At 57.6% G+C, this 15,312-nt stretch carries 17 protein-coding genes; 8 read left to right on the top strand and 9 right to left on the bottom strand.

Annotated elements, in window-relative coordinates; genetic code table 11:
* The first annotated feature begins 71 nt into the window (after positions 1-71).
* The 3 genes from RSK20926_RS18175 (at position 72) to RSK20926_RS18185 (ending at position 3,264) form a co-directional block, all read left to right on the top strand.
* Positions 72-896, top strand: a complete 825-nt coding sequence (locus RSK20926_RS18175; RefSeq protein ID WP_008208980.1) for an SDR family NAD(P)-dependent oxidoreductase — start codon at positions 72-74, stop codon at positions 894-896.
* 114 nt (positions 897-1,010) lie between these two features.
* Complete coding sequence (locus RSK20926_RS18180; protein WP_008208981.1) at positions 1,011-2,102, top strand: CaiB/BaiF CoA transferase family protein; 1,092 nt, start codon at positions 1,011-1,013, stop codon at positions 2,100-2,102.
* Between the two features lie 4 nt (positions 2,103-2,106).
* Entirely contained in the window at positions 2,107-3,264 is a 1,158-nt protein-coding gene (locus RSK20926_RS18185; protein ID WP_008208983.1) for an acyl-CoA dehydrogenase family protein, read from the top strand.
* A 25-nt stretch (positions 3,265-3,289) separates the two neighbouring features.
* On the opposite strand, the gene RSK20926_RS23060 is transcribed toward RSK20926_RS18185, so the two are convergent.
* Entirely contained in the window at positions 3,290-3,451 is a 162-nt protein-coding gene (locus tag RSK20926_RS23060; protein ID WP_008208985.1) for a hypothetical protein, read from the bottom strand.
* Positions 3,452-3,684: 233 nt separating this feature from the next.
* On the bottom strand, positions 3,685-4,653 hold the full coding sequence (locus tag RSK20926_RS18195; RefSeq protein ID WP_008208987.1) for an alpha/beta hydrolase family protein: 969 nt from the start codon (positions 4,651-4,653) through the stop codon (positions 3,685-3,687).
* A 246-nt stretch (positions 4,654-4,899) separates the two neighbouring features.
* On the opposite strand from RSK20926_RS18195, the gene RSK20926_RS18200 reads away from it, so the two are divergent.
* Positions 4,900-5,847: a helix-turn-helix domain-containing protein gene (locus RSK20926_RS18200; protein WP_232281926.1), complete on the top strand. Its 948-nt coding sequence runs from the start codon at positions 4,900-4,902 to the stop codon at positions 5,845-5,847.
* 53 nt (positions 5,848-5,900) lie between these two features.
* Here RSK20926_RS18200 and RSK20926_RS18205 read toward each other — a convergent pair whose 3' ends face one another.
* Both RSK20926_RS18205 and hemE read right to left on the bottom strand, forming a co-directional pair.
* Positions 5,901-6,443: a GNAT family N-acetyltransferase gene (locus tag RSK20926_RS18205; RefSeq protein WP_008208993.1), complete on the bottom strand. Its 543-nt coding sequence runs from the start codon at positions 6,441-6,443 to the stop codon at positions 5,901-5,903.
* Entirely contained in the window at positions 6,440-7,474 is a 1,035-nt protein-coding gene (hemE, locus tag RSK20926_RS18210) for a uroporphyrinogen decarboxylase (protein WP_008208994.1), read from the bottom strand. The genes RSK20926_RS18205 and hemE overlap by 4 nt, the downstream gene beginning before the upstream one ends.
* 110 nt (positions 7,475-7,584) lie before the next feature.
* On the opposite strand from hemE, the gene hemC reads away from it, so the two are divergent.
* Positions 7,585-8,544 carry a hydroxymethylbilane synthase gene (hemC, locus tag RSK20926_RS18215; RefSeq protein WP_008208997.1) on the top strand — a complete coding sequence of 320 codons (960 nt, stop codon included), beginning with the start codon at positions 7,585-7,587 and terminating at the stop codon, positions 8,542-8,544.
* Positions 8,545-8,653: 109 nt separating this feature from the next.
* On the top strand, positions 8,654-9,598 hold the full coding sequence (locus RSK20926_RS18220; RefSeq protein WP_008208998.1) for a fatty acid desaturase family protein: 945 nt from the start codon (positions 8,654-8,656) through the stop codon (positions 9,596-9,598).
* Between the two features lie 52 nt (positions 9,599-9,650).
* Here RSK20926_RS18220 and RSK20926_RS18225 read toward each other — a convergent pair whose 3' ends face one another.
* From RSK20926_RS18225 to clpS, 5 genes are all read right to left on the bottom strand, one after another.
* Positions 9,651-10,475, bottom strand: a complete 825-nt coding sequence (locus RSK20926_RS18225) for a glycoside hydrolase family 25 protein (RefSeq protein ID WP_008209001.1) — start codon at positions 10,473-10,475, stop codon at positions 9,651-9,653.
* 297 nt (positions 10,476-10,772) lie between these two features.
* Positions 10,773-11,654 carry an oxygen-dependent coproporphyrinogen oxidase gene (gene hemF / locus RSK20926_RS18230; protein WP_442852527.1) on the bottom strand — a complete coding sequence of 294 codons (882 nt, stop codon included), beginning with the start codon at positions 11,652-11,654 and terminating at the stop codon, positions 10,773-10,775.
* Positions 11,655-11,692: 38 nt separating this feature from the next.
* Positions 11,693-12,496, bottom strand: coding sequence for an SDR family NAD(P)-dependent oxidoreductase (locus RSK20926_RS18235; protein ID WP_008209005.1), 804 nt, complete (start codon positions 12,494-12,496; stop codon positions 11,693-11,695).
* Positions 12,497-12,641: 145 nt separating this feature from the next.
* The gene (locus RSK20926_RS18240; RefSeq protein ID WP_008209006.1) at positions 12,642-13,637 is read right to left on the bottom strand and encodes a class I SAM-dependent methyltransferase; all 996 of its coding nucleotides are present in this window, start codon (positions 13,635-13,637) and stop codon (positions 12,642-12,644) included.
* Positions 13,638-13,661: 24 nt separating this feature from the next.
* Positions 13,662-14,003 (bottom strand): ATP-dependent Clp protease adapter ClpS, encoded by a 342-nt coding sequence (clpS, locus tag RSK20926_RS18245; protein WP_037255682.1) that lies wholly within the window; start codon positions 14,001-14,003, stop codon positions 13,662-13,664.
* A gap of 87 nt (positions 14,004-14,090) precedes the next feature.
* Here clpS and RSK20926_RS18250 point away from each other — a divergent pair, with 87 nt between their 5' ends.
* Both RSK20926_RS18250 and RSK20926_RS18255 read left to right on the top strand, forming a co-directional pair.
* Positions 14,091-14,804 carry an HAD family hydrolase gene (locus tag RSK20926_RS18250; RefSeq protein WP_008209009.1) on the top strand — a complete coding sequence of 238 codons (714 nt, stop codon included), beginning with the start codon at positions 14,091-14,093 and terminating at the stop codon, positions 14,802-14,804.
* Positions 14,805-14,884: 80 nt separating this feature from the next.
* Positions 14,885-15,217, top strand: coding sequence for a hypothetical protein (locus RSK20926_RS18255; RefSeq protein ID WP_008209010.1), 333 nt, complete (start codon positions 14,885-14,887; stop codon positions 15,215-15,217).
* Positions 15,218-15,312 lie beyond the last annotated feature (95 nt).

Below are 15,312 nucleotides of genomic sequence, written 5' to 3' on the forward strand. Positions count from 1 at the left end.
TGGGGGGGTCGGGCGCTGCCCGGCCAAGGCCCGGGTGGACCTTCAACTGAGAACAAACTGGAACGCAAACCATGACAAAACTCGCAGGCAAGACCGCCTATATCACCGGTGCCGGGCGCGGCATTGGCCGCTCCATTGCGCTGAAACTGGCCGGTGATGGCGCCAATGTGGTGCTCAACGATCTGGATGTGGAGCCCGCACAGGCCGTTGTGGGAGAAATCGAGGCCATGGGCGGCAAAGCTCTGGCCATTCCCGGCTCCGTCACCGCGCCCGGCTTTGCCAATGATTTCATCCAGGCGGGCATCGACAAATTCGGTGGCGTGGACATCATCGTCAACAATGCCGGCTACACTTGGGACAGCTTCATCAGCAAGATGACCGACCAGCAGTTTGACGCCATGATCGACGTGCATCTGAAGGCGCCGTTCCAGATTCTGCGCGCAGCGGCGCCTTTCATTGCTGAGCAAGCGGCCGTTGAGGCCGCAGAAGGGCGGGAGGTCTTCCGCAAGGTGGTGAATATCTCGTCTATTGCTGGCACCGGCGGCAACGCGGGCCAGGCGAATTACTCCTCGGCCAAGGCGGGGATTGTTGGCATGACCAAGACCATGGCCAAGGAATGGGGCCGCTACAAGGTCAACGTCAACGCTGTGGCCTTTGGCATGATCTCCACCCGCCTGACCGAAGCGACTGATGAGAAGAAAGCCATCGAGGTCGAGGGCAATACCATCGGTATCGGCATTCCGAAAAAGGTGGTCAAAGGCTTTGAGATGATGATCCCCATTGGCCGTGCCGGCACACCCGAGGAAGCTGCAGGCGGTGTCTATCTATTCTGCATCCCCGAAAGCAATTACGTTTCCGGCCAGACCCTTATCGTTGGCGGTGGCTTGACCGCGTAAAGGAAAGGACCGCGCCCGACCCTGGGTGGGTGCAAAGCGCCCTCCCGCGGGGAGGGTCGGGCGCAGTCCGGCCTATCGACCGGACCAGACATCAATTTTCCCAGGGAGTTCGCAATGCTCAAAGGCATCCGCATCATCGAAGTAGAGGGCCTTGGCCCCGGCCCCTTTGCCGCCATGTGGCTGGCCGATATGGGCGCCGATGTGATCTGTGTGCACCGCAAAGGCGGCGGCGTCACGCCGGGCATGCCCGAACGATCGCTGCTGGATCGCGGCAAACGCTCGATCGCTCTGGACCTGAAGGATCCTGATGACATCAAAACCTTCCTTGCGCTGGTCGCCACTGCGGACGGGCTGATCGAGGGCTTTCGCCCCGGCGTGATGGAACGCCTTGGGATCGGCCCCGAGCAGTGCCAGGCAGTGAACCCGGCTCTGGTCTTTGGCCGCATGACCGGCTGGGGACAGGATAGCGCCCTGTCACAAAGCGCAGGCCATGACCTGAACTATATCTCCATGTCCGGCGCACTTTGGTATGCCTCCAGCCCCGGCGACGCACCGCTGACACCCGCCACTCTGGTGGGCGATATCGGCGGGGGCGCCATGTATCTGGTAGCGGGCATTCTGGCGGGCCTCTTGCGCGCCAAGACCAGCGGTGAGGGCACCGTGGTTGACGCCGCCATCTATGACGGCTCAGCTCATATGATGAATCTCTTGATGAGCATCCGCCAGGCGGGAGGTTTTGAAGATGCACGGGGCCAAAACCTGCTGGATGGCCCCCATTGGAGCCGCTCTTATGCCTGCGCCGATGGCGACTATATGACCGTGCAATGCCTGGAGCCCAAATTCTACACATTGTTCCTGACTCTGATGGATCTGGACCAGGACCCGGAATTCAAACGCCAATTCGACAAAAGCCTCTGGCCTGCTCTTACAGGTCGGCTCGCCGGGATCTTTGCCAGCAAGCCCCGCGACCACTGGGCCGCATTGTTCGCAGGAACTGACGCCTGCGTTGCCCCGGTGCTGAGCCCAAGCGAAGCCCAGCGACACCCGATGAACGCACGCGCCACCTGGATCGAAGCCGAAGGCGTGCTGCAGGCAGCCCCTGCGCCACGGTTTTCGAGTGCAACCGGCTGGCAACCGACCCAGAGCCCCGACCGCGGGCAGCACACATCTGAAATTCTGGCCGAACTCGGCCTTTGCAAGGACTGATCCGATGACCCAGCATATCTCTCCCTGGATGGATGACGAATTGATCATGCTGCAGGATTCCTTACGCGAATTCTTTGCCAAGGAAATGGTCCCGCATGAGGAGCGCTGGCAGAAGCAGGGCCATATCGACCGGGACTTCTGGAACAAGGCGGGCGAGATCGGCATTCTCTGCGCCTCGGTGCCAGAAGAATATGGCGGCATGGGTGGCGATTTTCGCCATGAGGCGGTGATCGCCACCGAACAGTTCCGCGCCGCCGGCTTTTCCGGTTTTGGCAACTCGGTGCACAGCCAGATCTGCGCGGGATATATCCTCGACTATGGCTCGGAAGAGCAGAAAAAACGCTGGCTGCCCAAGATGGCCACCGGAGAGATGGTCTGCGCCATTGCCATGACGGAACCCGGCACCGGATCGGATCTGCAAAACATCAAAACCACCGCACGGCTGGAGGGCAATGAATATGTCCTCAACGGCTCCAAGACCTTTATCACCAATGGTCAACAGGCCGGCCTGATCATCGTGGTGGCCAAGACCGACCCCAGCCAGGGGGCCAAGGGGGTCTCTTTGATGATGGTGGAAACCGCCGAAGCCGAGGGCTTTGCCCGGGGGCGCAATCTGGAGAAACTCGGCCTCAAGAGTCAGGACACATCCGAGTTGTTTTTCGACAACGTACGCCTGCCACCGGAGAACCTCTTGGGCGGTGTCGAGGGCCAGGGCTTTTATCAGCTAATGAAATCACTGCCGCAGGAGCGCCTGGTGGTGGCTCTGGGCGGGGCAGCCGCCATGAACAAGGCGCTGGAAGAAACCGTCGCCTATACCTCGGAGCGCCGGGCCTTTGGCAAGCCGCTATTGGAGATGCAGAACACAAGGTTCAAACTGGCCGAAGTAAAAACCATCGCCCATATCGCGCGGGTGTTTCTGGATGATTGCGTCGCCAAACATCTGCGCGGTGAACTGGATGCAACCACCGCATCCATGGCGAAATGGTGGGTGACGCAGATGCAATGCGAAACCATTGATGAATGCCTGCAACTCTTTGGCGGCTATGGCTATATGTCGGAATACCCCATCGCCAATATGTATGCTGATGCCCGCGTCCAGAAAATCTATGGTGGATCAAATGAAATTATGAAGGAGCTGATCGCGCGGAGTTTGACCAGTTAAAGCGGAACGCGGAGCGTGAAAGGGCTTAGCTTTCTTGCTTCTTTGCCGCCGCTTTCATGCGCTCCAAGAGGGCAGCTTTGTCCGCCTTCTTATCGTAGGGGTTCTTGGCTGTGCCCTTGGCGTTATGCTCGGCGTGGCGGGGTTTGTTAGAGCCCTGGCGTGCGCCGCCCTGTTTGCTGTAATCCATAGTGTCGAACCTTGGTTCCAATGAGGGGTAAAAGCGGTCATGACCCATTTCCCCAGGCGACGCAAGGCCGCGCCCCGAATGATGGAGGCGTCACCCGCCCCCACCGGATGCCCTCCTATTTCCCGGAACGCGAACAGATTCCCCGAGGAAAACCTGTTCGAGTGTCATTAGAAAACCCTGCCACCCGTCATATCTGTCAGGTCATCCATGCAGGAGGATATACCTTCGCTACGCTAGAGGTTCAGCCCCGATGCAATGGCATCGATCAGTTGATCGTGGACCGTTGCACGATCCGTTCCTTCGGGGTCTGTACAGATTGGGTCATCCCCTTCTTCTGCAAGTAGCTCAACTGCACCTTGCTTACAGGTACCCAGGAATGTGAAGTGATTTGCGGGTGCAATCTCAACATAGCGCGCATCCGGAAGACGTCTCGCCAGATTGTTGCCGCTCGACCCGACATCAACCGCCCTCAGACGGTCTGTACCCCCAAGATTGATGAGCGTTACCCCTGCAAGGGCGTCACCAAGTGTTTCCGCACTAACGGCACCGCCAAAACCTGGATCGATAATCGCGGCTTCGGTGATGCGTATGTCGCGCGTATTGGCGCCAAATCCAGGATGATCGGCAAACCTGACACCTCCAAGGTGGAAGAAGATGCAATCGGCCGCCTCTGGTCCTTTTGTACAGTTCGCATCTTGAACTGCGCCATCGAACCGCAGACCTACCATTCCAAGGGCCGTTGTACCCCCCAAAGAGAAACCAACCACTCCGATCCGTTCTTGATCAATGAAAGATGCGAAGACGGGGTCCGAGAGCACCATATCAAGCGCCGCCGACAAATCATTTGCGCGGGATTTCAGGTCGACAGAGCGACGCGGAGAACTGTCTCCGCTGGTTGATCCGGGGTGGTTGACCGCGAGCACAATCGCGCCTTCTGCCACCAGTCCACTTGCCAGCCAGCCCAGGCTCTCCGCATTGCCACCTGATCCATGTGACAAAAGCACAAGCGGATGCTCACCCGACGCGACAGCTGGGCCAATAAAGGCAAAGGTCGGATCAAAGATAGGCCCATCCCCGACCGGGGCACGATAGGTCGGCTTCGCCGCCGGATACCAAATCGAAGCAGCGATCGGCCGTGCACGATGATCAGCCAAGAGATCGAACCGGTCGTAACCCGGAAGCATATCAGCTGTGGCGGGCATGGCGGATGACAAAGCCAAACTGCAAAGAAGTGCAAAACGTTTCATGGAAGCCTCCGTTTTGAACGTTGCCCCACGAGTGAAGAAAAATGTACGCCTCCGCGTCCTGTTTTCGGGATTCAGGTCGCCGCGATCCGGTTTTCGGACAATAGTAGCCAGATGCCTATGCTTCCGATCCCTGCCTTTGTCGCCCTTGTTCTTGGCTACCTTGCCCTGCGGACCTACCTGTCTGGAGGAAGGCCACCTCTGGTGATATTTCTTGCCATCTGCGCCCTGCAATCCTGCCTCGTCACGCTGGTCGTCGGCTATGAAATAGAATGGTTGCGACCGATACTTCCGGTTAGTGCAACAATTGTCCCCGTCTTGGCCTGGGTTACTTTTCAAGACGCGCTTGTCAGCCGTATGGCTTTGCGTAGCATGGCAGCCCATGTAGCGGCCCCGGTGTTTGCCCTGTTCTGTCGCCTCTTTGCGCCAGAAACCCTCGATTTTGTCGTACCACTGATCTTTGCGGGCTATGGCGGTGCGATCCTTCTCCGACTGCAAAGTGCATCCGACATGCCCTTAGCCCGACTTGAAGCTGGCCCTATCCCAGCAGTTATATGGCAGGTTCTCGGATGGGCCTTGATTGCATCTGCGATTAGCGATGTGCTGATTGCCATGGCCTTTGCGACAGGGAATGAGAACTGGACCGGCTGGATGATCACGCTCTCCTCATCGCTGGTTCTACTCTTTGTTGGACTGCTGAGCGGCAGCCCCTCTGCATCAGGCAGCCCAGGCGACGAGCGGCAGATCCCGCACTCTCCTCCCCGTCAAACCAGAGCGGAAGACATCAAGATTGTCGCGAACCTGCAAGCATTCCTGTCGCGGGAGCCAATGCATCTTGATCCAAATCTGACGCTGGCCCGCCTCTCCCGCCGAATGCACTTGCCAGAGAAACGGCTATCTACTGCGGTCAATCGGGCAACTGGTGCAAATGTTTCGCGATACATCAATTCATGGCGCATAAGACATGCCTGTGGCTTGATCGAAGAAGGGGCAAGCATCACCGAGGCGATGCTTGCCAGCGGCTTCAACACCAAGTCCAATTTCAATCGGGAATTCCTGCGAGAAACAGGCATCGCACCGAGCAAATGGCAGAGGAAACCACTCGTCACTTCGAAGGTGACCTCACTTGCGAAGGCAAGTGGCTCACCATGAGCTGGTGATACTCTGGTAAAGTTCCCCTTTAGGGGTCACGCGCAACCCACAGTTCAGCATTCAGGACGATAGGTCAGGACTTCGTTTGGATAGGCTTGATCACCGATGCAGAAATGCGTGCGCCCGGTGATGGAAAAACCCTGACGTTGATAAAAACCGATAGCCGAGGTGTTTTCGACATTAGTGGTGAGCCAGGGATGCGGCGCGCCCAGATCTGACGCCTGTCGCAAGCCCGCCTGCAACAGTGCTTGCCCAACGCCGCGACCATGGTGCCGGGGCTGAACATAGAGCGTGGTGATCTCCAGTGGGGACCCCTGCCCTGCCGGAGGAAGCGCATCTTTCGTGAGACGGATAAACCCATCGATCCCATCACGGTTCTGAGAGACTATAAAAATCTCGCTCTCGCGCTGTAGATGCTCTTCCATGCGCTGCGGCGTCAGTTCCGCAAAGACATAATCAGCGAAAAACCCGTTCACCCCTTGGCGCAGATAGGTGCCCAGCCAGACTTCAATCGAGAGAGCCGCCAGGCTGGAAGCATCCCCTACCTCCGCTGGGCGCAGGTGGATCTTGGGCGCAGTGTCCGCCGCTGCGCTCATGCCTCTCGAACGGTGTCGATCATCAGTTTCACATTATCCGGATTGGCATCCGGCGTGATCCCATGCCCCAGATTGAAGATATGGGGACCGTTCTGGAAGGCCTGCACGATCGCGCGGGTCTCTTTCACCAGCTCCTCGCCGCCGGTGACCATGTGACGCGAAGCCAAATTGCCCTGGACACAGCCGTCGACCTGAAGATTCTGCGCGGCCCAAAGCGGATCTACCGAGTTATCCAAGGCCAGACAGTCAATGCCGGTCTCCTTGGCAAAGCCAAGATAGGCGTCACCAGCCTCGCGCGGGAAGCCGATGACCGGGATACCCGGATGGCGTTCTTTCAGGGCAGCCGTGATCTGGCGGCAGGGCTCCAGTGCATATTTGCGGAAATCCTCCCCCTTGAGCGAACCGGCCCAGCTATCAAAGATCTTGACCACCTCGGCCCCGGCCTCGATCTGTTTCGACAGATAGTCAATGGTGGCCTCGGTGATGCGCGCCAGCAGGGCTTCGAACAGGGGGCGATTTTCCTGTTTCAAAGCATGGGCGGGGCCTTGATCCGGAGTGCCGCGACCGGCGATCATATAGGTGGCCACAGTCCAGGGCGCGCCCGCAAAGCCGATAAGCGTGGTCTCGGCAGGCAGTTCACGCGACAGGATTTTAACCGTCTCATAGATCGGGTTCAGGGTCTCGTGAATATCGCTTGCTGGGCCAAGTTTGGCGAAATCCGCCTCACTGGTGATGGTCGAAAGGCGTGGCCCCTCACCGGTTACAAACCACAGATCTGCGCCCAGCGCCTGGGGAATCAGTAGAATATCGGCAAACAGAATGGCCGCATCAAACCCATAGCGCCGGATCGGTTGCAGAGTGACCTCGGCCGCCAGTTCGGAATTGTAGCAGAGCGACAGGAAATCACCGGCCTGCGCACGCGTTGCGCGATACTCTGGCAGGTAGCGACCCGCCTGACGCATCATCCAGATCGGCGGGACAGATTGCTTCTCACCAGCCAATGCGCGCAGGATTTTCTTCTGTTCAGCCATGTCACCCTCGAAATTTGCCTCGCCCCTGAGGTCGGCTCTTGGCGGCAAATTGTCAAGGCCCGCATGCAGGACGCTTGCAACGGCATTATGCCGCTACTAAAGCTGAGCGCATGACACAGAACCTGCCATCCCCCGCTTCGCCCTTGAAAATTGGCACCCGTGGCTCTCCGCTTGCCCTGGCGCAGGCCTATGAGACACGCGCGCGCCTGGCCAAGGCATTCGACCTGCCGCAAGAGGCCTTTGAGATCGTTGTGATCAAGACAACAGGCGACAATCAGGCACTGATCGCGGCAGATAAGCCCCTGAAGGAACTGGGTGGCAAGGGGCTCTTTACCAAGGAGATCGAAGAGGACCTCTTGTCCGGTGCGATTGATATTGCGGTCCATTCGATGAAGGACATGCCGGTTCTGCAGCCAGAGGGCTTGCTGCTGGATTGCTACCTGCCCCGCGAAGATGTGCGTGATGCCTTTGTTTCACCCAAGTTTTCACGGCTGCAGGATCTGGCGGCGGGTGCTGTAGTTGGCACCTCTTCGCTGCGCCGTCGTGCACAGCTGATGAATCGCCGTCCGGACCTGAAGGTGGTTGAGTTCCGTGGCAATGTGCAAACACGCCTGAAAAAGCTGGAAGATGGTGTTGCGGAATGCACCTTCCTGGCCATGGCTGGCCTGAACCGGCTGGCGATGGAGAGTGTGCCTGCCACCGCGATTGAGACAACGGATATGCTGCCTGCCGTAGCGCAGGGCGCGATCGGCATTGAGCGACGCAGCGATGATAGCCGCGTGGCCGCGATGCTGGAAGCGATCCATGACAAGGCCACCGGCCAGCGGCTGGCAGCGGAACGCGCCTTTCTGGCGGCATTGGATGGATCCTGTGAGACGCCTATTGCCGGTCTGGCGGAACTGGATGGCGGCACCCTGCGGATGCGCGGCGAAGTGCTGCGCCCGGATGGCTCTGAGGCCATTGCCGAGGATCAGAGCTGCGCCATTGAAGATGGTGCCGCACTTGGGCGCGATATGGCAGCCAAACTGCTGGACCAGGCAGGCCCAAGCTTCTTTGATTGGCGTCAGTAGCACACCGTTCTTGCCAAAGTGCCGCCACGACATACGCCAGAGTATGACGTGGCGACTCATTTGACCGCTCCGCGGATGCCGGCGAGCCTTCCATCAGGAGGAGCGCAACATGACACCGGGAAAATCCTATCTAAGTTCGGATGAAATCCGTCCCTTGGCCGAGCGATCCGATGTGATGGGATTTTGGCTGGTAGTTCATTGCTGGGGCACTATCGCGCTGGCAATAGGCCTCTTTGCTCTCTGGCCAAACCCGTTGAGTTTTCTTGTCGCGGTTATGGTCATTGGGTCGCGTCAGCTGGGTTTGGCGATTCTCATGCATGAGGCCGCGCATAATGCTCTGTTCAAGAACCGGAAATGGAATGACACCGTGGGAGAGTGGCTCTGCGGGCGGCCCATTCTGGCAGAACTGGCAGCCTATCGCCATTACCACCTCACCCATCATCGCTTTACCCAGACCGACAAGGACCCGGATCTCAAGCTCAGCTCGAAATTCCCGACCTCCAAGGCCTCACTCAAGCGCAAATTCACCCGCGACCTGACCGGCCAGACAGGCGCCAAACAGTTGATCGGCCAGATCCTGATGAGCTTCCGCTTGGCCGGGGATGAGGATGCGATTGAGGCCGCAGCTTCCGATTTCGCCCAGAGTTTCAAGGCACCACATCTGTGGAAATCCCTTCCAGTCTTTGTCTCAATCGCGGTGCTGATGAGCCTGATTGGAGACTGGTGGTGGGGGCTGGCCTTTTGGTTGCTGCCCTACCTGACCTGGTTTCAGTTCGTGTTGCGCGTGCGCAATATCGCTGAACATGGGGCAGTGGAACAGTCGCAAAACCCGCTGCAGAACGTGCGCACAACCAAGGCAGGTCCGATTGCCCGGCTTTTTGTCGCCCCCTATTGGGTCAACTTCCATCTCGAGCATCACATGGTCATGCATGTGCCCTGCTGGCAGTTGAAGCACATGCACAAAGCGCTGATTGCCAAAGGTCTGGGTCCCGATATGCGCATTGCACGGGGCTACGGCCAGGCCCTGGCAGAGGCAGGGTGGAAGCGGGCCTAGGCCGCTTCTCCTGTGCTTCTTTAGAACAGCGCTTGGACGGTTCGTCGGAGCGCTACAATTGTCCCGACCAAGCCAGCCAGCTCTCTGGACTTCCTCGGAAGACATTCAGATCGACATCCCCCGCGATGCCAGGCACCTGCCCGGTGCCCGAGTATTGCCAAAACTGCCATGCGGCACCGGGATAGATCTTTCGCGGATGACCCGCGACCGAGCGAAGCCAGAACTCCGTTCCTGCGATCTGGCCAATCTCGGTCTCTTGGTAGAAATCCACCGTTGTGTAGATTACAGGGCGGCGACCGTAATGCGCTTCGAGAATACGTAGAAATTTTCGCGCTTCTGCGCGCACGACTTTACCATCCGGACGTTTGGTGCAGGTTTTGGAAAAGGGGTTCCACTCCATGTCCAGAACCGGCGGGAGTGCCCCGGGATCTTTGGGAACATGACGGATGAACCAACGGGCCTGCTCCGCAGCCGGGCGACAAAAATAGAAATAGTGATAGGCGCCACGCGCTACCCCGGCGGCACCTGCTCCGCGCCAGTATTCCTTAAATCTGGGGTCAGCTAAATCGCCACCTTCGGTGGCCTTGAGATAGGCAAAAGAGATCCCAGCCTTTCGGGCCTGTCGCCAGTCGATTTCACCCTGCCAGCGCGACGCATCAATACCATGTATCGCATAGGCGCCAGGGCCACGCCCCTGCCAGTCAAAGGGGTCACTATCGCCAAATCTGGGGAAGGTCGAGAGCCGCGACAGCTGTGCTGATGATGCCGGGGCCGAAGGGGAGGTAACCACGCTTCTGTCAGGGGTAACAACCTGCGAATGTTGTGGCGTTCGGGCGCAGGAGGCTAGCAACACCCCAGCCAGCAAAGAGACACACATCAAGCAAGTGCTGGTAAGTTTCGCCCGTAACCAGGCCATGAATCACTCCTACTCGAACCAAAAACACAGGGGCCCAGAGGACCAGGGCGAGCCCTTGCAACTATCCTCTCTCTAGAATGCAGCTTTTCCTAGACTTGAAATCAAGCCCCAGAAAACCAGCGGGGCCTTTGGGTAAGTTTTTGCGATACCTTGGCGAGGGAGCTATAAGAAAATCCAACCCACAGGCGGAGCGCCAGAAACCAGCGACCACCTCAGGCTGGACCCTCATGGAAAAAACCGATCCGAGCTTTTGATAGCTCAGACCCACTTCGCCAGAGGCGGCAGGCTCATCAGAACGGCATTGGCATCATGGCCGGTCTCCAAGCCAAACTTTGTTCCCCGGTCATAGACCAGATTATATTCAGCATAGAGGCCACGGTGTACCAATTGGGCCTCTCTATCGGCCTCCGAAAACCCCTGCTGCCGCCGCTTTTCGACCAGAGGAACATAGGCTGGAAGGAAGGCTCGTCCGATATCCTGGGTCAGTGCAAAATCCGCCTGCCAATCACCGGAATTGCGATCATCCATAAAGATGCCGCCGACACCACGGGCCCGGCCCCGATGCGGAATGTAGAAATACTCATCCGCCCAATCTTTCAGCTGCGAATAGAGATCCTCTCCATGCGGGTCGAGATGGCGCTTTTGTGTCTGATGAAAATGAGCGGTGTCCTCATCGTATTCGATACATGGATTGAGATCCGATCCACCGCCGAACCACCAGCCATGCGGCGTCCAGAACATACGGGTATTCATATGAACCGCAGGCACACGGGGGTTGCGCATATGCGCCACTAACGAAATACCCGAAGCCCAGAACCTTGGGTCATCCTTCATGCCCGGCAGCCCCTTGCGCGCTGCCATGGCCATCTGCGCCCTCTCTCCCAATGTGCCATAGACTTCGGAGATATTGACGCCGACCTTCTCGAAAACCCGGCCACCGCGCATCACACTCATCAGGCCGCCACCGGCATCCGCCCCCTCATCAGAGCCACGTTTTGTCTCTGTCACCTCAAAGGATCCAGGCTCCAGTTCAGCAAATGGCCCCGTTGTGTGGCTCTGCTCCAGCTCTTCAAAAGCTGCAACGATCTGGTTTCGCAATTCGCGGAACCAAGCTGCTGCCAGAGCTTTTTGCTCTTTCATTTCTGCATTCATCTGAGGTCTGTCTTCCTGCAAATCTGTTAGTGCACCGGTGCTGCGACCGGATCCAGCAAAGTACGTCCACCATCCAGGGTCATGATTTGTCCGGTCATGAAACCCGCCGCATCCGAGGCCAGGAACTGTGCGGCTTCCGTCAGTTCCGTAGGCGAAGCAATTCGGCCAAGTGGCGTATGCTGCTCGATGTCCTCGCGGTAGCTGCGATTGCCCTTGAGTGTGGCTTGCATCGACGCACTCATGACTGAACCAAAGGCGATTGAGTTTACCCGGATCCGATGTGGTGCAAGCGAGACGGAAAGGGAACGAGTCAGCTGATCCAGGGCGGCGGAGGCCACCGAATAGGCCATCAGCTCAGGGTGCGTTCGACGCGCGGCAATGGAGGACAAGTTAATGATGGCCCCCAGCGGTACATCGCTATCGCGCGTTTCCCCCTGCTTGATCATTCGCTTGGCAACTTGCTGCGACAGACGCAGCCCCGGCAGTAGATTCTCTGTCAGCAGCTGATCAAGAGAATCATCATTGGGATCCAGCGGGTCGCTTTGAACAACCTGCCGGGCCCCATTGACCAGAATATCGACATCATCAAAGGCATCAATCGTCGCCGAGAGCAGGTTCGCAATGGTCAGCCGTTCACGCAGATCGCCGGCAAAATAGCGAATATTCCCATCCTCGGCCTCGGTCCCCAATTCCTTCAACAAAGCTGGCTCATGGGTGTCAGCAAACATGACATTTGCCCCAGCGGCCGCAAACTGTCGGCCTATAGCCAAGCCGATCCCGCTAGAGGCACCGGTGACAATGGCGGTCTTGCCAGAAATTGAAAAAGACATAGAGGCAAACTCCCTAGTGGTTGACCCTAATGGTTGCGCAGGCAGATCGCCGCAAAGACGGATTAGACTGGTGCGAGATTAAACCGATCGTTCAGAATTGGAAACGGGCTTTGCCGCGCCCAGCAGGTTCCAGCCAGAATGCGGATCAGGATCGATTGCGACGTGGCTTTTGCGCGTGCAGGATCTTGAAACGCGTGTCGCCCCCGACTTCCTTTACCTGTGCAAAACTGGCGGCAAGGCTTTCTTCATAGGGAAGATGTCTGTTTGCCACCATCCAGAGCTGGCCAGACGGAGCAAGCTGGCGCGCTGCGGAGAGGATAAAGGCTTTGCCGAGTTCAGGCTCTGCACTGCGGCCTGTGTGAAACGGTGGGTTCATGACCACTGCATCAAGCCGCGCGGGCGCCTTCCAGTGACGCGCATCCTGCCAGAAGAACTGCGGCCGTGGATCATCCAGGTTTCGGCGAGCACAGTCCAGAGCGCGGCTATCCGCTTCGACCAGGTAAAGCTCTTCCACATCCGCGCGCGTAAGGATCTCTCTGGACAGATAACCCCAGCCCGCACCTAGGTCTGCGACGGACCGCCCCAGTTTGGCGGGCAGGCTGGCGGCCAAGAGTGCCGAAGCCGGGTCCACCCCGTCTGCGGAAAAAACTCCGGGAGCGGTCACAAACCCCTCTGGCAAGGCGCGCAGATCAGAGATCCAATCCTGCAGCACATCGTTTCCACCTGAGAACCAGAAGATCTTCCCATGAGCCTTTGAAACAGGAGCGGAGACATCAAGACGCGCTTTCAGCGCCTTCAAAGCCGAATCAACCCCATCCGTCTTGGCCCCGTCTACCAGCACCGGCCCGCCTGAACAGCACTCTGCTGCGAGCGCTAGCTGCATGCGCGCCTCTGCCTTGGCGCGTGGCAGGAAGACAATCGCAGCGGCAAAAACCTCATCCTTGGGCAGTTCAGCTGCACAGTCAAAGCCTTTAGCCTGAAAGGCCTCATAGTCCGGACGCAGCGGCTGCAACAGCAAAAGGCGCTCTTTTGGAAGCGCCGAAAGATCCAGCCCTGCACGGGGACCAAAGACTGCAATGCGTCCTTCGTCCGGAACAGGAAAACCGCCCGGCGCAAGAGCCAGGGACAGGCGTAGGGACATGTGGCGCCCTCTTTCTTTTTGAATTTATTCTTCTTTTTCCATGGTGCATTGCAATGGATGCTGATGCCGTCCGGCAAAATCCATCACCTGTGCAACCTTGGTTTCCGCGATCTCATGGGTAAAGACCCCCACAACTGCCAACCCCTTTTTATGCACGGTCAGCATGATATCAAACGCCTCCGCATGGGTCATGCTGAAGAAACGCTCAAGCACCATGACAACAAACTCCATCGGAGTGTAATCGTCGTTCAGCAGCAAGACCTTGTAGCGCGGTGGGCGCTTGGTCTTGGGGCGTGTTTTGGTCAGGACACCGGTATCGGCATCATCATCCGGGTACTGAGACATCATCACAGGTTGAAGCGGCATGGGCTTTGGGTTCCGGTCATGCATGGAAATCTACCAATTGCTTATATAGCCTAAAGAGTGATTAGGAAAAGACATTGCGGAGGCAGCGTGCGCAGCAAAATTGATACAATCGGCTTTGATGCTGATGATACTCTTTGGCACAATGAGCGTTTTTTTCGCATTACGCAGGCAAGATTTGCCGAACTCCTGCAGGACCATACGCCGCTGGAGATGGATCCTGCCGCGCTCGATCGCAGCTTGTTGGCCGCTGAGAGACGCAACCTGGGACGCTATGGCTACGGCGTAAAGGGTTTCACGCTTTCGATGATTGAAACCGCGATTGAGGTAACAGAGCAGAAAGTGCCCGCCAGAGTGATCCAAGACCTGATCGAGGCCGGTCAGATGATGCTCTCTTATCCAATCGAATTGCTACCCTCGGCCAAGGAAGCTGTCACTGCACTGGCAAAGAGCCACCGGGTTATCCTGATCACCAAGGGGGATCTGTTGGATCAGGAGCGGAAACTGGCCCAATCCGGGTTGGGTGAACTTTTTGATGGCGTGGAAATCGTTTCAGAGAAAACTCCCGCGGTCTATGAGGAGATTTTTCACCGCCACGGCAGCAGCGCCGAACAAGCCATGATGGTCGGCAACTCCATGCGGTCAGATGTTGTGCCCATCATTGATGCCGGAGGCTGGGGAACCTATGTGCCCCATGGGCTCAGCTGGGAATTGGAACATGCTGAACCACCGGAACATAGCCCACGCTACAACGTTCTCGCCGATCTCAGCGGGCTAGCGGAATTGGTCACCAAAATTGGCTAATCCGCCTGCGTCGGACCACAGGTACGGGTACATGTGTACTAACCGTCTCTGAAAAAGAGAAACATCAAAGGACAATCTGAATGCCCCACGCCGAGATCAAATTCTCCAGCGACTTAGACTTGGATACCCAGGCTATGCTGACTGAAATTGAAGCCCTTATTCTGCGCCATGACGACGGTGCCGGTGCCTGCAAAGGGCGCGCCTATCCAACTGATCTCTTTCATCATAGCCATGTGAATATCTCGGTCAGCCTCCTGGTGAAGCCGCACCGGGACCATTCATTCTCTCAAGCCTTGCTCGCAGATCTCGACAAGGCTCTGAGTGAGATGCTGCCCTGCTCTTGCGAATTTTCCCTAGGGCTGCAGTACTCGACCGAGTTTTACGTCACCCGGCGCCATGACATTGCGAAATAGTCCAGAGGTGTGCGGGTTTGTTGCAAAAAGGCTGCAAGCCCCCTCCCGCATCCCTTAGCCAATCAAGACCAAGGCGCCAAAATCAGGCAAAATGG

The organism is Roseobacter sp. SK209-2-6 (genome assembly GCF_000169455.1).
Taxonomy (GTDB): Bacteria; Pseudomonadota; Alphaproteobacteria; order Rhodobacterales; family Rhodobacteraceae; genus Pseudophaeobacter.

What these genes read in the sequence shown, in the direction of transcription:
- RSK20926_RS18220 (WP_008208998.1), top strand. Translation starts at nt 8,654, where the DNA reads ATGACACCGGGAAAATCCTATCTAAGTTCGGATGAAATCCGTCCCTTG.
- hemE (WP_008208994.1), bottom strand. Translation starts at nt 7,474, where the DNA reads ATGGCTGAACAGAAGAAAATCCTGCGCGCATTGGCTGGTGAGAAGCAA.
- RSK20926_RS18180 (WP_008208981.1), top strand. Translation starts at nt 1,011, where the DNA reads ATGCTCAAAGGCATCCGCATCATCGAAGTAGAGGGCCTTGGCCCCGGC.
- RSK20926_RS18235 (WP_008209005.1), bottom strand. Translation starts at nt 12,496, where the DNA reads ATGTCTTTTTCAATTTCTGGCAAGACCGCCATTGTCACCGGTGCCTCT.
- RSK20926_RS18185 (WP_008208983.1), top strand. Translation starts at nt 2,107, where the DNA reads ATGACCCAGCATATCTCTCCCTGGATGGATGACGAATTGATCATGCTG.
- RSK20926_RS18195 (WP_008208987.1), bottom strand. Translation starts at nt 4,653, where the DNA reads ATGCCCGCCACAGCTGATATGCTTCCGGGTTACGACCGGTTCGATCTC.
- RSK20926_RS18205 (WP_008208993.1), bottom strand. Translation starts at nt 6,443, where the DNA reads ATGAGCGCAGCGGCGGACACTGCGCCCAAGATCCACCTGCGCCCAGCG.
- RSK20926_RS18240 (WP_008209006.1), bottom strand. Translation starts at nt 13,637, where the DNA reads ATGTCCCTACGCCTGTCCCTGGCTCTTGCGCCGGGCGGTTTTCCTGTT.
- hemF (WP_442852527.1), bottom strand. Translation starts at nt 11,654, where the DNA reads ATGAAAGAGCAAAAAGCTCTGGCAGCAGCTTGGTTCCGCGAATTGCGA.
- RSK20926_RS18255 (WP_008209010.1), top strand. Translation starts at nt 14,885, where the DNA reads ATGCCCCACGCCGAGATCAAATTCTCCAGCGACTTAGACTTGGATACC.
- RSK20926_RS18175 (WP_008208980.1), top strand. Translation starts at nt 72, where the DNA reads ATGACAAAACTCGCAGGCAAGACCGCCTATATCACCGGTGCCGGGCGC.
- clpS (WP_037255682.1), bottom strand. Translation starts at nt 14,003, where the DNA reads ATGCCGCTTCAACCTGTGATGATGTCTCAGTACCCGGATGATGATGCC.
- RSK20926_RS18225 (WP_008209001.1), bottom strand. Translation starts at nt 10,475, where the DNA reads ATGTGTGTCTCTTTGCTGGCTGGGGTGTTGCTAGCCTCCTGCGCCCGA.
- hemC (WP_008208997.1), top strand. Translation starts at nt 7,585, where the DNA reads ATGACACAGAACCTGCCATCCCCCGCTTCGCCCTTGAAAATTGGCACC.
- RSK20926_RS23060 (WP_008208985.1), bottom strand. Translation starts at nt 3,451, where the DNA reads ATGGATTACAGCAAACAGGGCGGCGCACGCCAGGGCTCTAACAAACCC.